Genomic DNA, 16047 nt, shown 5'->3' with positions numbered 1-16047 from the left:
TGCCGATTCTGCCTCACCGTACGTACCGCGCGCTCCGCCCGTACAGGCCCTCTCGCTCCTCAGCCCCGCAGGTTCACGAGCAGCGGAGGCGCGTGTTCGCCCTCGACCGTCGTCAGCGACAGGACCGCGTGCCCGGGCGGCACCTCGTGCGCCAGTTCGGACGCCGACCAACGTTCCCGTTCGACCGTACGTACGGTCACCGCGTCCGTCGTGACCGCCTTGCCGGTGACCAGTTTCCGCAGGGCGTGGATGGCGCGGGTCATCGGCTGGTCCGCGAAGACGGTGTGCTTGGCCACGTCCCGTGTCTCCACCCAGGCCGTGCCCCAGGCCTGGGCGAACCGGCCGCCGTCCCAGGTCGTCACGCCGGAGAACGCCATCCGGCAGCCGACGGCGCCGTAGAGCGGCCCGTGCAGCGGCTCCGGGACGTCGCCGATCGACCGAAGGGCAAGCACGACACCCGCGTTCTGGGTGCGCAGCCGCTGGACACGGCGTACCGAACCGGCGGTGACCGTCCCGGTGGCGTCGTCGAGGACGAGGCAGGCGAAGTGGGGGCGCCGTCCGTCGCGTACGACGGCGCAGAACTGGGCGAGGACGAGCCGGGTGATCAGCCGGGCGGCCTCCTCGTGGCCGTGTTCGGGCAGGTCGATCCGGACGCGCAGCGGGTACTGGGCGAGGGAGCGCAGGGAGAAGGGCCGAGCCGTGCCGCCCCCGCCGAAGAAGCCGTCGAAGACCGGCCGGTTCAGCAGCGCGAGCCGGTCGGCGAGGATCCGGCCGACGTCCGTCGGGCTCGCCGCCTGACGGATGCGTACGTCGAGCTCGCGCCGCATGACGGTGAACTCGTCCCCCGCCAGGGCGTCGCGCAGGCCGGACAGCGCGGCCGGGTCGCTCTCCAGCAGTTCCCGCAGCACCGGCAGGGCCGGGAAACGTCCGTGGGCGGCACGGTAGGGGCCCAGCACCTGGGCGAGCGCGGTGGCCGCGCTCTCGGTGCCGACGGTGTCGAGGTCACCGACCAGCGCCTCGGCGAGGAAGGAGGCCGCCTCGTCGGGGTCGTCGGAGTCGGCGTACGGGTCGAGGTCGTGGACGGAGGAACGGTCACCGATCCGTACGACGACGTCGAACCCCGAATCCGCGGCGAGCGGGGTCCCCGGCGCGGACACCGTGACGAACGCGCACTGCCCGGTGAGCGCCCGCAGGGCCAGCGCCTCGGTCACCGGTTCGATCAGATGCCGTGTCTTGCCCGCCCCCGACGGTCCGACCGCGAGCAGGGACGTGCCCAGCACCTCGGGCCCGAGAGCCGCGCCGGCGCCGTGGTAGACGAGCGGTGCCCGCTCGGCCGCCACCCACCGCCCGATACGCACCTGCCCCGCGGCCAGGTCGTGCCGCGCGGTACGCCGGGCCAGGTCCCGGGCTCCGGAGGGGTGGACCCAGGCCGCCGCGCCCTGCCGCAGCACGGTGTCCCGGAAGCCCGCGAGCGACCCGTCACGCCTCGCGAGCGCCCACGCGTGCTCGACCCGGGCGCAGTCCACGTCGTTCATACGTCCGCCGGTCACCTCGGCGGTGAGCAGCTCGGCGGCCTCGTACTGACCGGCCTCCCGCAGGTCGGGCCACTGTTCGCGCGGCCGGTCGGCGGGCGCGGGTCCGGTGGGCCCGGCGGCGGCCCTGCGCGCGGCGAGCCGCTCCTTCGCGTACGCCCACCAGCCACCGATCCGCGCGAACGGCCACACGACGAGCAGGGTGATGACGGTGTAGAGGCCGACCTTGAAGACGGTCGACCCGAACACGTCGAACCCACCGGAGATCAACGCGACGAGGGCCACGACCGCGTCGACGATCGGCAGGGCGTCCCAGCCGACCCCCGGAAAGGCGTTCGGAAACACGAAGCTGAGCGTGAGAAGAGCCCCGAGTGCCGCGAGCAGGGCCCGTGCGGGCTGAGGCCGACGCCCGACGAAGTGCCGGGCGATGTCGGGCCAGCTGCCGAGCCGCCCCATGCCATAGAGCAGCACGAGAAAGAAGACCCCGTTGTAGACGAGGACGGCCGCGCTGCCCTCCCACCCCTTGGGCGCGACGGTCCCGCCCCACCACCAGTCCTCCGGCGTGAACAGTCTCAGCAGCACCGACTCGTACGGCATCGCGCCCCGCCGCCAGAGCGACCACAGGAACAACCCGACGACCAGCGGCACCAACAACCCGACCACGGTGACCGGGGAGAGGCGTTCCGCCGCCTGCGCCCCCTTGGGCAGCCGGTACCCGTACCGCCAGATCCCGGGCTCGGCGGCGGGCCGGGGCTCATTGAGCCACTCGGCGACGGACGCGCGAGCGGGCACACCCTGCGGCGCCCCCTGCTCGACGGGCCGAGGGTCCCGCCCGGGCCGAGGCGGCACCGAGGGCACGTCCGGCGGCCCCGCCGGACGCGACACAGGATTCGCATGCGTACCCCGCGCGTCCTGCGTCCCGTCGCTGTCCATCGCCCTGCCCCCTGACCAGCCGTTCCGACCACCATCGATCGCCGACGGCCAATCTAACGCTCCGCCAAGGGGAGTTCACCGCTTGACCGGCTTCGGAGTCGGAGTATCTGTACGGCGATCTCGTCGCCCGGGTCGGCTCAGCCCCCACGAGGGCCGAGCCGAGTCGCTTCCTGCCGAGCCGCCGGCCGCCCCAAGGTCTCCGCGGATCCATCGGCGACGGAGCCGTTGCCGCCTATCGCGGCCCCGACGGTTCGGCCGGTCGACTCGGCGGAGCCCCGGCATTCCTGGCGGCGGCCGCCGCGACGGTTGCCAGGTCCTCGCCCGAGAAGCCGGCGCGGCTCAGCACAGCCAGAGACTTGTTCGTCGCCAGCGTGCACAACGCCAGCTCTGCCGCCTCCTGCTCACCGGCCCCCGCCGCCAGCAACGCCTGTTCCAGCATCGCCCGCAAACCGTCGATCATGGAGCGGACCATCGCCCGGCCCTCCGCATCGAGGGCCGGGATCTGCGTTGCCGACACCGTGAGCAGACAGCCGTCCGGGACCGTCGGGTCGGCGATGCGGTTCAGGGCGACCTGCAGGTAGGCGGCCACAACGGCGCTCGGGCTCGGGTGGGGGCCGGACAGCGCCTGCTCGTACAGCGGGTGGTAGGTCTGCGCGTACCGTTGGAGGCTTTTCCGGAAGAGGGCGCTCTTGCCGCCGAAGGTGCCGTAGAGCGAGCCCCGGCCCAGGCCCGTGCCCTCGGTCAGGCGATCGATCGAGGCCTCCGAATATCCCCAGCGCCAGAAGACGTGCATCGCACGTCGTAGCGCCTCGTCCACGTCGAACTGCTTGCGGCCTGCCATGGTCCGTCAGCCTACACATCTTGTACCGATCATTCAAAGATGGGTAGGGTCACCGCCATGACGAACTTGAGTTCGCTGCGACTGCCCGACGGATTCCGCGACGTCTTCACCAGCCGGCTCGTGGAGGTGAACGGGCTGCGGCTGCACGCGGTCACCGGTGGGGACGGCCCGGCGCTGCTGCTGATCAGCGGGTGGCCCCAGACCTGGTACGCCTGGCGGGAGGTGATGCCCGCGCTCGCCCGCCGGCACACCGTCGTCGCCGTCGACCCGCGCGGGGCCGGGCTCTCCGACAAGCCCGACGACGGGTACGACGCCGGCACGCTCGCCGCCGATCTGGTCGCGTTGATGGCCGAGCTCGGGCACGACCGGTTCGACGTGGCCGGCCACGACATCGGCACATGGACCGGATACGCCCTCGCCGCCGATCACCCCGAGCGGGTGGACCGGCTCGCCATCCTCGAAGCAGTGATCCCCGGCCTCACGCCGTCCCCGCCGTTCTTCGGCCCGGCCGCGGTCAACCTGAAGCTCTGGCAGTTCGGCTTCAACCGGCTCACCGACCTCAACGAGGAACTGGTCCGGGGACGGGAGCGGCTCTTCTTCGGCCACCAGTTCGCCACCAAGGCAGCCACCCCGGACGCGATCCCCGCGTACGCCGTCGACGTCTACGTCGACGCGATCGCCACGGATCCCCGCGCGCTGCGGGCGAGCTTCGCGTACTACCGGGCGCTGGACGAGACGATCGCGCAGAACGAGCAGCGCGGCAGGACCCGGCTGACGCTGCCGGTGCTCGCCCTCGGCGGCGCGCTGTGGAGCGGCGCGAGTGCCGCCCAGACGATGCGACTGGCGGCCGACGACGTCACGGGGGTCGTCCTCGACGACTGCGGCCACTACCCGGCCGAGGAACGGCCGGCGCGGTGTGTCGAGATCCTGGAGGACTTCCTCAGCCGGCGCCTCACATCAGCGGGCGCTCCCCCTCGGCTCAGCTGACCCTGCTGTCCCTGATCACCGCGCGCGAGGCACGCGCCCTGGTACTCGTGCGGGACCGGAGCGGTCGGCCTTCCACGGGCAGGTGACATATGGACGGTTCGACTCAGACATCGTGGCAGAACGACTCGACGCGCTTCTTCCCGCGCACGAAGAGATCGCCACTGTCCACCAAGGACAACGACACACCCCCATCACTCCCAAACGGTGCATGCCCGCCCCCACCCCCCAGGCCTAGCCTGCGAGGAGAGCCGCGGCGAATCTCCCGCGTCAGCCCCGCACCGGCCGAGCCCCGCGTCCGTCAACGCCCCCAGGAGCCCTCATGACCGCCCTTCCGCCCCTCCCCCAGGAGCGCCGCGTAGTCACCGCGATCCCCGGCCCGAAGTCGCAGGAGCTCCAGGCCCGACGTCTCGCCGCCGTCGCGGCCGGTGTCGGCTCGGTGCTGCCCGTGTTCACGGCTCGGGCGAGCGGCGGGATCATCGAGGACGTCGACGGGAACCGGCTGATCGACTTCGGGTCCGGCATCGCCGTGACGTCGGTCGGCGCCAGTGCCGAGGCGGTCGTGCGCCGGGCCTCCGCCCAGCTCGCCGACTTCACGCACACCTGTTTCATGGTCACGCCGTACGAGGGGTACGTCGAGGTCGCCGAGGCGCTCGCCGAGCTGACGCCGGGCGACCACGCCAAGAAGAGCGCCCTGTTCAACAGTGGTGCCGAGGCCGTCGAGAACGCCGTGAAGATCGCACGGGCCTACACCAAGCGGCAGGCCGTCGTCGTGTTCGACCACGGCTACCACGGGCGGACCAACCTCACCATGGCCCTCACCGCCAAGAACATGCCGTACAAGCACGGCTTCGGGCCGTTCGCGCCCGAGGTGTACCGCGTACCCGTCGCCTACGGCTACCGCTGGCCCACCGGCCCCGAGAACGCCGGGCCCGAGGCCGCCGCGCAGGCCGTCGACCAGATCAGCAAGCAGGTCGGGGCGGACAACGTCGCCGCGATCATCATCGAACCGGTGCTCGGCGAGGGCGGCTTCATCGAGCCCGCGAAGGGCTTCCTGCCGGCGATCCGGAAGTTCGCCGCCGACAACGGCATCGTCTTCGTCGCCGACGAGATCCAGTCCGGGTTCTGCCGGACCGGGCAGTGGTTCGCGTGCGAGGACGAGGGCATCGTGCCCGACCTGATCACCACCGCCAAGGGCATCGCGGGCGGGCTGCCGCTCGCCGCCGTCACCGGGCGCGCCGAGATCATGGACGCCGCGCACGCGGGTGGCCTGGGTGGCACCTACGGCGGAAACCCGGTCGCCTGCGCGGGTGCGCTCGGCTCGATCGAGACGATGAAGGAGCTCGACCTCAACGCCAGGGCGAAGCACATCGAGGCCGTCATGAAGGCACGGCTGACCGCCATGGCCGAGAAGTACGCCCACAACGACCGATTCAGTATCGGCGACATCCGGGGCCGGGGCGCCATGATCGCCATCGAGCTGGTCAAGGACCGCGCCACCAAGGAGCCCCACCCGGAGGCGACCGCCGCTCTGGCCAAGGCATGCCATCAGGAGGGTCTGGTGGTCCTTACCTGTGGCACGTACGGCAACGTCCTCCGCTTCCTGCCCCCGCTGGTGATCGGCGACGATCTCCTCAACGAGGGCCTCGACATCATCGAGCAGGCCTTCACCAGCGTCTGACGCGTCCTCGGCGTCCGCCGCCCCTCCACCCCACTCGTTCCCGTCTGCCGACCGGCCCGGATTCCGCTTGTTTCCGGGCCCGCGGGGGCACCGTCAGAGCGTGTGAAGAAGGTGTGCGAGGAGGATGGCGGGATGTCATTCTGTCTGTCCGAGACCCGTCCCCTGACGTAGGTTCTATCCAGATGAGAGATACACCCCACCCGCAGGGAACTGCGGGCGGTACCTGGTCGGGGCCTCCCCAGCTTCGATCCGGTGGTGCCCTCGCGCACACAACCGGAACTTCTGGTTCCGGGTCTCCTCACCGATCGGACAGTCGCCCGCCCCAAACCCCCCGGGGCGTGCGACGATCCGATCCGATCGTCCGCCCTGGAACTCCCCCCCCTGTTCCAGGGCGGACGACCTCCCGGAGTCTCCTCTCCCTTCTGACCCTCGCGGTCCTCCTCTTCGCGCTGATCACCTGGCAGGTCGCCGTCCACGGCCCCCTCGCCCGCGCGGACGAACGCCTCAGCGACATAGCAGTCCACCCGTCCCGCGGCTGGGCGCTCCTCGCCGACCTCGGCAGCATCGTGGTCGCCGTTCCCGTCCTCGTCGTCGTCCTGGTGTACGTCGGTCTGCGCGCGCGTCGGGCCGGTACGGAACGCTGGTGGCGGGAACCGGTCGGCGCGGGCCTGCTGATGGCGGCCGTGCCCGCGATCGTCGTACCGCTGAAGGAGCTGGTCGCCCGGTCCGGGCCACCGGTCATGGGCCCCGGCACCGGGTTCTACCCCTCCGGTCACACCGCGACGGCCGTCGTGGCCTACGGCTCCGCCACGCTGCTCCTGCTGCCGTGGCTGGTACGTACGTACGCCCGTCGGCTCGTCCTGACCGGCTGCCTCGCCCTCAACGCCGCCGTCGCCGTCGGGCTGGTGATCCGGGGGTTCCACTGGCCGCTGGACGTGGTGGCCAGCTGGTGTCTGTGCGGGGCGCTGCTGATCCTGCTGCGGCTGTTCGCCCGCAGGCCCTCATCCTGATCGCTTCGGCCGGTCCCGTCGGCCGATCCCCTTCTCGGACGGGGATCCGACCCCTGCATCGGCCGGTGGGCCGTGACATACAACCGGATGATCTGCCCGCTCACCGGTACGTCACGGCGCGGCTCACCGGCTCGCGCGGGCGCATGCAGTCGGCCCGACCGTCGTCAGGGCAGCTCCTGTTGCCGTCGACCACCCGGCGTTACCCATCTGTCGGCTGTGCGGCACACCGCACGACACGCCTGAGCACCCGCCTGTCCACGGTTCGCGTCGACCGCACGGACGGCCGACGAGAGCGTGGTCACGCGGGAATCGTGAGATCCGCGAGAGTCTCCGGCATCACCTGTCTTCGTCGGTCGCCAGATCCGCCGCCGCCTCGTGTATGGCCAGTTCGAGGAGTGCCGGGTCGGTGAGGGTGCCGGAGCCGTCCGGCGGGATCAGCCAGCGGACGCCTCCGGTCGCTCGCCCCGGGTACGGGACGACGATCCACGTGCCGCGTCCCGCCGTACGCACCCCTGTGCCCAGCCATCGGGCCGCGGTGCCCGGTGGCACGAAGAACCCCATCCGGGAGTCGCCGAAGTCGACGAGCACCGGGCCGGGTTGGTCGATGACACGGGTGAGGACGTCGAGGGTGGGGTAGCCGAGTTCACCCCGCAGGATCAGTACGTCCCAGGCCTTGCCGGCGGGCAGCAGTGCGATCCCTAGGGGATTGCGCTCCCATTCCCAGCGGCAGGCCTCGGGATCCGGAGCAACGGACGCCAGCCACTCGACCGCCGTTTTCGCCCCTGCCATGAGGGACCTCCCTTTCTCTGTGAACGCTGGTCGCGTCACGAGGGAGAGGGAGGTTTCCCGGGATCATTACGCGGGTTCCGGCATACCGTGGGAGTGAACCAGCTCACAGCCGATGAGCTGGGCGTACGCCAGTGGATCACTTCGCACCCGCACGCGCCGTCGACCGTCAGCTGTCAGCTGTCGAACCCGAGCCCCAGCCGGTCCATCGTCTTCAGCCACAGGTTGCGTCTGCCGCCGTGCGCGTCCGCCCTCGCCAGCGACCACTTGGTGAGCGCGATGCCCGTCCAGGCGAACGGCTCGGGCGGGAACGGCAGCGGCTTCCTGCGAACCATCTCCAACGACGTACGCTCCGTGCGCTCCCCCGCCAGCAGGTCCAGCATCACGTCCGCCCCGAAGCGCGTCGCACCGACACCGAGGCCGGTGAACCCCGCCGCATACGCCACTCGCCCCCCGTGCGCGGTGCCGAAGAACGCCGAGAAGCGCGAGCAGGTGTCGATCGCGCCGCCCCACGCGTGGGTGAAGCGGACGCCTTCCAGCTGCGGGAAGCAGGTGAAGAAGTGGTCGGCCAGCTTGGCGTAGGTCTCCGGGCGGTCGTCGTACTCGGCGCGCACCCGGCCGCCGTACGGATAGATCGCGTCGTAGCCGCCCCACAGGATGCGGTTGTCGGCGCTCAGCCGGAAGTAGTGGAACTGGTTGGCGCTGTCCCCGAGGCCCTGGCGGTTGCGCCAGCCGATGTCGGCGAGCTGCCCCTCGCTCAGGGGTTCGGTCATCAGCGCGTAGTCGTAGACCGGGACCGTGTACGCCCGTACGCGCTTCACCAGGCTCGGGAAGATGTTCGTGCCGAGGGCGATCCGACGGGCGCGGACCGACCCGTACGGTGTGCGTACGGCCATGCCGGCGCCGTACGGCCGCAGGGTGAGCGCCGGTGTGTGCTCGTAAACGCGGACGCCGAGGCGCAGGCACGCCCTCTTCAGACCCCAGGCCAGTTTCGCCGGGTTGAGCATCGCGACGCCGGTGCGGTCGTGCAGGCCGGCCAGGAAGGTGGGCGACGCGACCTGCTCCCGTACCGCTTCCGTGTCCAGGAACTCGGTGCCGGTCGCGAGGCCCTTGCGGTCCAACTCCTCGTACCAGGAGCGGAGTTCGGTGGCCTGGTGCGGTTCGGTGGCGACGTCGATCTCGCCGGTGCGCTCGAAGTCGCAGTCGAGGGAGTGCCGGGCGACCGACTTCTCGATCTCGTCCAGGTTGTGCGCGCCGAGTTCCTGGAGGCGGTGGATCTCGTCCGGCCAGCGGGCGAGGCCGTTGGCCAGGCCGTGGGTGAGAGAGGCGGCGCAGAAGCCGCCGTTGCGGCCCGAGGCGGCCCAGCCCACCTCGCGGCCCTCGACGAGCACGACGTCCCGCTGCGGGTCGCGCTCCTTGGCGATCAGCGCGGTCCACAGCCCGCTGTACCCGCCGCCCACCACCAGCAGATCGCAGCTCTCGCCGCCGGTGAGAGCGGGCTCGGGGTGTGGCCTGCCGGGGTCGTCCAGCCAGTACGCGACCGGCTGGGCGTCGGAAAGAGACTTGGTCCAGCGATTTACGTTTCCATGGGTCATGGCGCTTGGGGCCATGATTCCAACTCCCTACGAATTACTGCGAAAACGAATGAGCGAGAACGGCTACGCGTTCTTCTGCCGGTTTCGGCGGTTGCCGATGACCATTCCGGTCAGCACGAACAGTACGGCGATCAGGAACATGGCCGTACCGATGACATTGATCTGAACGGGCGTTCCGCGCTGCGCCGAGCCCCAGACGAACATGGGGAAGGTGACGGTCGAGCCCGCGTTGAAATTGGTGATGATGAAATCGTCGAAGGAGAGCGCGAAGGCGAGCAGCGCGCCCGCCGCGATCCCGGGGGCGACGATGGGCAGGGTGACGCGTACGAAGGTCTGCACCGGGCCCGCGTAGAGGTCCCGGGCGGCCTCCTCCAGCCGTGGGTCCATCGACATCACGCGTGCCTTCACGGCGACGACGACGAAGCTGAGGCAGAACATGATGTGGGCGATCAGGATCGTCCAGAAGCCCAGCTGGGCGCCCAGGTTGAGGAACAGGGTGAGCAGCGAGGCCGCCATGACGACCTCGGGCATCGCCATGGGGAGGAAGATGAGGGAGTTGACGGCACCCCGCGCGCGGAAGCGGTACCGCACCAGCGCGAAGGCGATCATCGTGCCGAGGACGGTCGCCCCGATGGTCGCCCAGAAGGCGATCCGCAGGCTGAGCGAGAGCGAGCCGCACATGTCGGCGACCCCGCAGGGGTCACGCCAGGCGTCCGTCGAGAACTGCTGCCACTCGTAGTTGAAGCGGCCCTTCGGTTTGTTGAAGGAGAACACCGTGACGACGATGTTCGGCAGCAGCAGATATCCGAGGGTGATCAGTCCCGCGATGACGACGAAATGGCTCTTGAGCCAGCGCCCGATCGAGTTCACGAAGGCCATTTAAACCAGGTCCTCCGTCCCGGACTTGCGGATGTAGAGGGTGACCATGATGAGGATCGCCGCCATGAGAATGAAGGAGAGGGCGGCGGCCGTCGGATAGTCGAGGATGCGCAGGAACTGCGTCTGGATGACGTTGCCGATCATGCGGGTGTCGGTGGAGCCGAGCAGGTCGGCATTGACGTAGTCGCCGCTCGCCGGGATGAAGGTCAGCAGCGTGCCGGAGACGACACCCGGCATCGACAGCGGGAAGGTGACCTTGCGGAACGTCGTGAACGGCCTGGCGTAGAGGTCGCCGGCCGCCTCGTGCAGCCTGCCGTCGATGCGTTCGAGGGAGGTGTAGAGCGGCAGGATCATGAACGGCAGGAAGTTGTAGGTCAGACCGCAGACCACCGCGAGCGGCGTGGCCAGCACCCGGTCCCCCGCCGTGATGCCGAGCCAGCTGGTGACGTCCAGGACGTGCAGCGAGTTGAGGGCGCCGACGACCGGGCCGCCGTCCGCGAGGATCGTCTTCCAGGCGAGCGTACGGATCAGGAAGCTGGTGAAGAACGGCGCGATCACCAGGATCATGATCAGGTTGCGCCAGCGTCCCGCGCGGAACGCGATCAGATAGGCGAGCGGATAGCCGAGGACCAGGCACAGGATCGTGGCGGCGCCCGCGTACAGCACCGAGCGCAGGAACTGCGGCCAGTAGTCGGTCAGCGCGTCCCAGTAGGTCGCGAAGTGCCAGGTGACCTTGTAGCCCTCCTCCAGGGAGCCCGTCTGCACGGACGTGGAGGCCTGGTAGACCATCGGCAGCGCGAAGAACACGAACAGCCAGAGAAGGCCGGGCAGGAGCAGCCAGTACGGTGTCCAGCGGCCTCTTCGGCGCGGGGGCTTCTTCGCCGGCGCCGGAACCAGGGGCGGCGCTTCGGGGGTCGCGGTGGCCATCAGACGGCCGCCTCGTCGTCGACCGTCCCGACGCCCGCGTCTATGTCCTGATCGGCGTCCAGGCCGAAGGTGTGGGCCGGGTTCCAATGCAGGACGACCTCCGCGCCGGGGGTCAGCCTGGCGTCGCGGTCGATGTTCTGGACGTACACCTCGAACTCGGGGCAGACGGGGCTGTCGATGACGTACTGCGTGGAGACGCCGATGAAACTGGTCGCGGCGATCTTCCCGGTGATGCGGTTGCGGCCGGCCGGGATGTCCCCGGCGTCGTCCGCGTGCGTGAGGGAGATCTTCTCGGGGCGGACCCCGACCAGCACCTTGCCGCCGGTTCTGGTGGGCGCGGAACATCGGGCCTCGGGGAGCAGGAGCTTGCCGCCGCCCGCCTTGAGGACGATCTCGTCGCCGCTCTTGGCGTCGACCTCGGCCTCGATGAGGTTGGAGGTGCCGAGGAAGTTCGCGACGAAGGTGGTCTGCGGGTTCTCGTAGAGATCGGCGGGCGACCCGAGCTGCTCGACCCGGCCCGCGTTCATCACGGCGACCGTGTCGGCCATCGTCATGGCCTCCTCCTGGTCGTGCGTGACATGGACGAAGGTGATGCCGACCTCGGTCTGGATGCGCTTCAGCTCAAGCTGCATCTGGCGGCGCAGCTTGAGGTCGAGGGCGCCGAGGGGTTCGTCGAGGAGCAGCACCCTGGGGGTGTTGATCAGCGCGCGGGCCACGGCGACCCGCTGCTGCTGGCCGCCGGAGAGCTGGTGCGGTTTCTTGCGCGCCTGCTCCCCGAGCTGTACGAGCTCCAGCATGTCCTCGACCTGCTTCTTCACCGACTTGATGCCGCGCCGGCGCAGGCCGAAGGCGACGTTCTCGAAGATGTCGAGGTGCGGGAAGAGTGCGTACGACTGGAAGACCGTGTTCACCGGCCGCTTGTACGGCGGCAGGTTCGTGACCTCCTGGTCGCCCAGGAAGACAGTGCCGGAGGAAGGTTCCTCCAGGCCGGCGATCATCCGCAGGGTCGTGGTCTTCCCGCAGCCGGAGGCACCGAGCAGGGCGAAGAAGGAGCCCTGCGGGACGGTGAGGTCTAGGGGGTGTACGGCGGTGAAGGAGCCGTAGGTCTTGCTGATCCCGGAGAGACGGACGTCGCCGCCGTGGTCTGCTGCTGTGCTGGTCATGGTGTGGTCCTTGGGGAGTCGGAGGGGTTTCGCAGCGCTGGGGGCAGGCGGTGCTACGCCCCTGTCAACTTCGCGAACTTCTCCTCGTACGCCGTCTCTTCCTTCTGGCTCAGCAACCGGAAGGCGTGGGACTTCGCGGCCATCGCCGCGTCGGGAATGATCAGCGGGTTGTCCGCCGCGTCCTTGTCGATCTTCGCGAGGTACGGCTTCACTCCGTCGACCGGACACACGTAGTTGATGTAGGCGGCCAGTTCGGCGGCCGGCTGGGGCTCGTAGTAGTAGTCCATGAGCCGCTCGGCGTTCGTCTTGTGGCGAGCCTTGTTGGGGATCAGCATGTTGTCGCTCGACGTGATGTAGCCGCTGTCCGGGATGATGAAGTCGATGTCCGGGCTGTCCGCCTTGAGCTGGACCACGTCACCGGCCCAGGCGATACAGGCGGCGAAGTCGCCCGAGGTCAGGTCGGCCGTGTAGTCGTTGCCGGAGAAGCGGCGGATCTGGCCCTTGTCGACGGCCTTCTGGAGCCGGGCGACGGCCGCGTCGTAGTCGTCGTCGGTGAACTTCGCCGGGTCCTTGCCCATGTCGAGCAGGGTCATACCGATGCTGTCGCGCATCTCGGAGAGGAACCCGACGCGCCCCTTCAGCTTGGGGTTGTCGAGCATGTCGGAGACCGACTTCACCTCGACGCCGTCCAGCGCCTTCTTGTTGTAGGCGATGACGGTCGAGATCCCCTGCCAGGGGTAGGAGTAGGCGCGCCCCGGGTCCCAGTCGGGGCTGCGGAACTGCTCCGACAGGTTCGCGAAGGCGTGCGGGAGGTTCGAGGCGTCCAGTTTCTGGACCCAGCCGAGCCGGATCAGCCGGCCGGCCAGCCAGTCGGTGAGGACGATGATGTCCCGGCCGGTGTCCTGGCCCGCCGCGAGCTGCGGTTTGATCTTGCCGAAGAACTCGACGTTGTCGTTGATGTCCTCGGTGTACTTGACCTTGATGCCGGTCCGCTCGGTGAACGCGTCGAGCGTGGGGTGGTGCTTCTCGCTCTCGTCGACGTCCATGTACTCGGTCCAGTTGGAGAAGTTGACGGTCTTCTCCTTGGCCGAGTGGTCGTCCGCGGAGACGCCTCCCGCGGTCTTGCCGGCCGCGGGGATGCCACAGCCGGTCAGCGCACCGAGGCCGCCGGCGACCAGGGCGCCGCCCGCGGAGGCGCGCAGCAGGGACCGGCGGGTCAGGGCGGCCCTGCCATTGCGGAAGCTGCGCCGCATGGCGGCCACCTGGGCCGGGGAAAGGCGGTCGGGCTCGTACTGCTCCATGCGCGTGATGCCCTTTCGGGAGGGTGTGCGGCCGCTGGTCGGTCGGCCTGTGTCCTGTCAGCGGTCCCCGAAGATCGTGCGGTGCCAGTCCTTGCGGGCAACCGCGGTGTTGTCGAACATGACGTGCTTGATCTGCGTGTACTCATCGAACGAGTACGTGGACATGTCCTTGCCGAAGCCGGACGCCTTGTAACCCCCGTGGGGCATCTCGCTGATGATCGGAATGTGGTCGTTGACCCACACGCAGCCCGCCTTGATCTCGCGGGTGGCGCGGTTCGCCCGGTAGACGTCCCGGCTCCAGGCGGAGGCGGCGAGACCGTAGGGCGTGTCGTTGGCGAGCCGGATGCCGTCGTCGTCGCTGTCGAACGGGAGGACGACGAGCACGGGCCCGAAGATCTCGGACTGGACGATCTCGCTGTCCTGGGCGGCGTCGACGACCAGGGTGGGCCGGTAGTAGGCGCCGCTCTTCAGTTCCCCCTGGGGAGCCTCGCCGCCGGCCACCACGCGCGCGTAGGCACGCGCCCGCTCGACGAACCCGGCGACCCGGTCGCGCTGCGCGTGCGAGATGAGCGGCCCGAGGTCGGTGCCCGGGGCGAACGGATCACCGAGCCGGACGGTCTCCATGAGGGCGGCCGTTCTCGCGACGAACTCCTCGTAGAGCGGCCGTTGCACGTATGCGCGCGTGGCGGCCGTGCAGTCCTGCCCGGTGTTGATGAGGGCGCCCGCGACGGCGCCGTTGACGGCCGCGTCGAGATCGGCGTCGTCGAAGACGACGAAGGGTGCCTTGCCGCCCAGTTCCAGATGGAGCCGCTTGACGGTGGCTGTGGCGACCTCGGCGACGCGCTTGCCGACGGCGGTGGATCCGGTGAAGGACGTCATGACGACATCGGGATGCCCGACGAGATACTCACCGGCTTCCCTGCCGGTCCCGGTGACGACATTGATCACCCCGTCCGGGATTCCGGCCGCGGTGGCCGCCTCGGCGAAGAGGAGCGAGGTCAGCGGGGTCAGCTCGGCGGGCTTGAGCACGATCGTGTTGCCCGCCGCGATGGCCGGCAGGATCTTCCAGGCGGCCATCTGGAGGGGATAGTTCCAGGGCGCGATGGACCCGACGACACCGATGGGTTCCCGGCGGACGTACGAGGTGTGGTCACCGGAGTACTCCCCGGCCGACTGCCCCTGGAGGTGCCGGGCGGCTCCGGCGAAGAAGGCGGTGTTGTCGATCGTGCCCGGCACGTCGAACTCGCGGGTCAGCTTGAGCGGCTTGCCGCACTGGAGGGACTCGGCGCGCGCGAATTCCTCGGCGCGCTCGGCGAGGACGGCGGCGAAGCGGTGCAGTGCGTCGGAACGCTCGCCCGGGGTGGCCCCGGCCCAGGCCGGGAAGGCCGCGCGCGCGGCGGCGACGGCGGCGTCCACGTCGTCGTGACCGGCCAGCTCGTACGTGTAGACCGCCTCGCCGGTGGCGGGGTCGACGACCGCGTGCGTACGGCCGGAGGTGCCGCGGGTCAGGCGGCCCGCGATGTACTGCGCGCCGGCCGCGAGCCGCTCCTGTGCCGGGAAGCGATGGCCCGGATTGTGCATGTCGCTCTCCTCCGTCACCCACCCCGAACCGCGGGGGTCAACGTAGCTCCAGGTCGATTTGAGTGCCGATCCTGACAGAGTAAGTGGACTCCAACAAGTGATTCCGTTGTTGCCATTTGGTTACGCGACGGAATCTGTCGACCAGGTGTCCAGCCGGACGGGAAATGGGAGGACGCGATGTCAGTGGTGGATGCCAGACTCGCGTGCATGGGGAAAATCTTGGGTGATAGGGAGAAGCCGGAGCAGTCGGGGCAGATCGATTCGTTGGAGGCCCTGACCAGGGAAGTCCGTGCCGGGGCCCGGGTCAAGTACCTGCACTTCTGGGGGCACCGACCACGCCCGGACGGCCGTGTGGGGCCGAGCTGTCTCAGCCAGTGGTGGCCGGCCGCGTTCTCGGTCGACGGGGTGGAGTACGCGACGGCCGAGCACTGGATGATGGCCGCCAAGGCCCGCCTGTTCGAGGACGCGGAGGCGGAGCGGCAGGCGATCACGGCACCGAACCCGGCCCTGGCGAAGAAGGCAGGCCGGCTCGTGCGCGGCTTCGACCAGGCAGTATGGGAGCGCGAACGGTTCGGGATCGTGGTCGAGGGCAGCGTCCACAAGTTCACCGCGCACAGTGATCTGGGCGGGTTTCTGCTGGGCACGGGCGAGCGGGTGCTGGTGGAGGCGAGCCCGGTGGACCGTGTCTGGGGCATCGGCCTGGCCGCGGACGACGAGGCGGCGCTGGACCCCGAGCGGTGGCGGGGGCCGAACCTGCTGGGGTTCGCCCTGATGGCGGCACGGGAGCGGCTGCGGGTGGGTTGGCGTACCGCTGGAGGCGCGGCCCAGGCGTGA

Annotated in this window: 13 protein-coding genes; 4 read left to right on the top strand and 9 right to left on the bottom strand. The window is 69.8% G+C overall.

Features of this window, described 5'->3' with window-relative positions; all coding sequences use genetic code 11:
- Positions 1 to 59: 59 nt before the first annotated feature.
- Positions 60 to 2465, bottom strand: coding sequence for an ATP/GTP-binding protein (locus OHN74_RS31880; protein ID WP_327698013.1), 2406 nt, complete (start codon positions 2463 to 2465; stop codon positions 60 to 62).
- 232 nt (positions 2466 to 2697) lie between these two features.
- The gene (locus OHN74_RS31875) at positions 2698 to 3306 is read right to left on the bottom strand and encodes a TetR/AcrR family transcriptional regulator (protein ID WP_327698012.1); all 609 of its coding nucleotides are present in this window, start codon (positions 3304 to 3306) and stop codon (positions 2698 to 2700) included.
- 57 nt (positions 3307 to 3363) lie between these two features.
- Here OHN74_RS31875 and OHN74_RS31870 point away from each other — a divergent pair, with 57 nt between their 5' ends.
- From OHN74_RS31870 to OHN74_RS31860, 3 genes are all read left to right on the top strand, one after another.
- Positions 3364 to 4293: an alpha/beta fold hydrolase gene (locus tag OHN74_RS31870; protein WP_327698011.1), complete on the top strand. Its 930-nt coding sequence runs from the start codon at positions 3364 to 3366 to the stop codon at positions 4291 to 4293.
- A 319-nt stretch (positions 4294 to 4612) separates the two neighbouring features.
- Positions 4613 to 5971, top strand: a complete 1359-nt coding sequence (gene gabT, locus OHN74_RS31865; protein WP_327698009.1) for a 4-aminobutyrate--2-oxoglutarate transaminase — start codon at positions 4613 to 4615, stop codon at positions 5969 to 5971.
- Between the two features lie 338 nt (positions 5972 to 6309).
- A complete protein-coding gene (locus tag OHN74_RS31860) occupies positions 6310 to 6981 on the top strand; it encodes a phosphatase PAP2 family protein (RefSeq protein ID WP_327698008.1) in 672 nt (223 codons plus the stop codon).
- 336 nt (positions 6982 to 7317) lie between these two features.
- Here the strand turns inward: OHN74_RS31860 and OHN74_RS31855 are convergent, their stop codons facing one another.
- From OHN74_RS31855 to OHN74_RS31825, 7 genes are all read right to left on the bottom strand, one after another.
- The gene (locus tag OHN74_RS31855) at positions 7318 to 7770 is read right to left on the bottom strand and encodes a hypothetical protein (protein WP_327698007.1); all 453 of its coding nucleotides are present in this window, start codon (positions 7768 to 7770) and stop codon (positions 7318 to 7320) included.
- Positions 7771 to 7943: 173 nt separating this feature from the next.
- Positions 7944 to 9377, bottom strand: a complete 1434-nt coding sequence (locus OHN74_RS31850; RefSeq protein ID WP_327698006.1) for an NAD(P)/FAD-dependent oxidoreductase — start codon at positions 9375 to 9377, stop codon at positions 7944 to 7946.
- 48 nt (positions 9378 to 9425) lie between these two features.
- Complete coding sequence (locus OHN74_RS31845; RefSeq protein WP_327698005.1) at positions 9426 to 10241, bottom strand: ABC transporter permease; 816 nt, start codon at positions 10239 to 10241, stop codon at positions 9426 to 9428.
- A complete protein-coding gene (locus OHN74_RS31840; RefSeq protein ID WP_327698004.1) occupies positions 10242 to 11168 on the bottom strand; it encodes an ABC transporter permease in 927 nt (308 codons plus the stop codon).
- A complete protein-coding gene (locus tag OHN74_RS31835; protein ID WP_327698003.1) occupies positions 11168 to 12331 on the bottom strand; it encodes an ABC transporter ATP-binding protein in 1164 nt (387 codons plus the stop codon). Before OHN74_RS31835 ends, OHN74_RS31840 begins: the two co-directional genes overlap by 1 nt.
- A gap of 53 nt (positions 12332 to 12384) precedes the next feature.
- Complete coding sequence (locus OHN74_RS31830; protein ID WP_327698002.1) at positions 12385 to 13632, bottom strand: polyamine ABC transporter substrate-binding protein; 1248 nt, start codon at positions 13630 to 13632, stop codon at positions 12385 to 12387.
- 57 nt (positions 13633 to 13689) lie between these two features.
- Entirely contained in the window at positions 13690 to 15213 is a 1524-nt protein-coding gene (locus tag OHN74_RS31825) for a gamma-aminobutyraldehyde dehydrogenase (protein WP_327698001.1), read from the bottom strand.
- A gap of 177 nt (positions 15214 to 15390) precedes the next feature.
- Here OHN74_RS31825 and OHN74_RS31820 point away from each other — a divergent pair, with 177 nt between their 5' ends.
- Positions 15391 to 16047, top strand: coding sequence for an NADAR family protein (locus OHN74_RS31820; protein WP_443060481.1), 657 nt, complete (start codon positions 15391 to 15393; stop codon positions 16045 to 16047).

The organism is Streptomyces sp. NBC_00459 (assembly GCF_036013955.1).
Lineage (GTDB): Bacteria > Actinomycetota > Actinomycetes > Streptomycetales > Streptomycetaceae > Streptomyces.
This window is presented reverse-complemented; position numbering and strand designations above follow the sequence as displayed.

Coding starts and splice junctions, on each gene's coding strand:
- OHN74_RS31880 (WP_327698013.1), bottom strand. CDS start 2,465: ATGGACAGCGACGGGACGCAGGACGCGCGGGGTACGCATGCGAATCCT.
- gabT (WP_327698009.1), top strand. CDS start 4,613: ATGACCGCCCTTCCGCCCCTCCCCCAGGAGCGCCGCGTAGTCACCGCG.
- OHN74_RS31830 (WP_327698002.1), bottom strand. CDS start 13,632: ATGGAGCAGTACGAGCCCGACCGCCTTTCCCCGGCCCAGGTGGCCGCC.
- OHN74_RS31835 (WP_327698003.1), bottom strand. CDS start 12,331: ATGACCAGCACAGCAGCAGACCACGGCGGCGACGTCCGTCTCTCCGGG.
- OHN74_RS31870 (WP_327698011.1), top strand. CDS start 3,364: ATGACGAACTTGAGTTCGCTGCGACTGCCCGACGGATTCCGCGACGTC.
- OHN74_RS31820 (WP_443060481.1), top strand. CDS start 15,391: ATGTCAGTGGTGGATGCCAGACTCGCGTGCATGGGGAAAATCTTGGGT.
- OHN74_RS31850 (WP_327698006.1), bottom strand. CDS start 9,377: ATGGCCCCAAGCGCCATGACCCATGGAAACGTAAATCGCTGGACCAAG.
- OHN74_RS31875 (WP_327698012.1), bottom strand. CDS start 3,306: ATGGCAGGCCGCAAGCAGTTCGACGTGGACGAGGCGCTACGACGTGCG.
- OHN74_RS31840 (WP_327698004.1), bottom strand. CDS start 11,168: ATGGCCACCGCGACCCCCGAAGCGCCGCCCCTGGTTCCGGCGCCGGCG.
- OHN74_RS31825 (WP_327698001.1), bottom strand. CDS start 15,213: ATGCACAATCCGGGCCATCGCTTCCCGGCACAGGAGCGGCTCGCGGCC.
- OHN74_RS31855 (WP_327698007.1), bottom strand. CDS start 7,770: ATGGCAGGGGCGAAAACGGCGGTCGAGTGGCTGGCGTCCGTTGCTCCG.
- OHN74_RS31845 (WP_327698005.1), bottom strand. CDS start 10,241: ATGGCCTTCGTGAACTCGATCGGGCGCTGGCTCAAGAGCCATTTCGTC.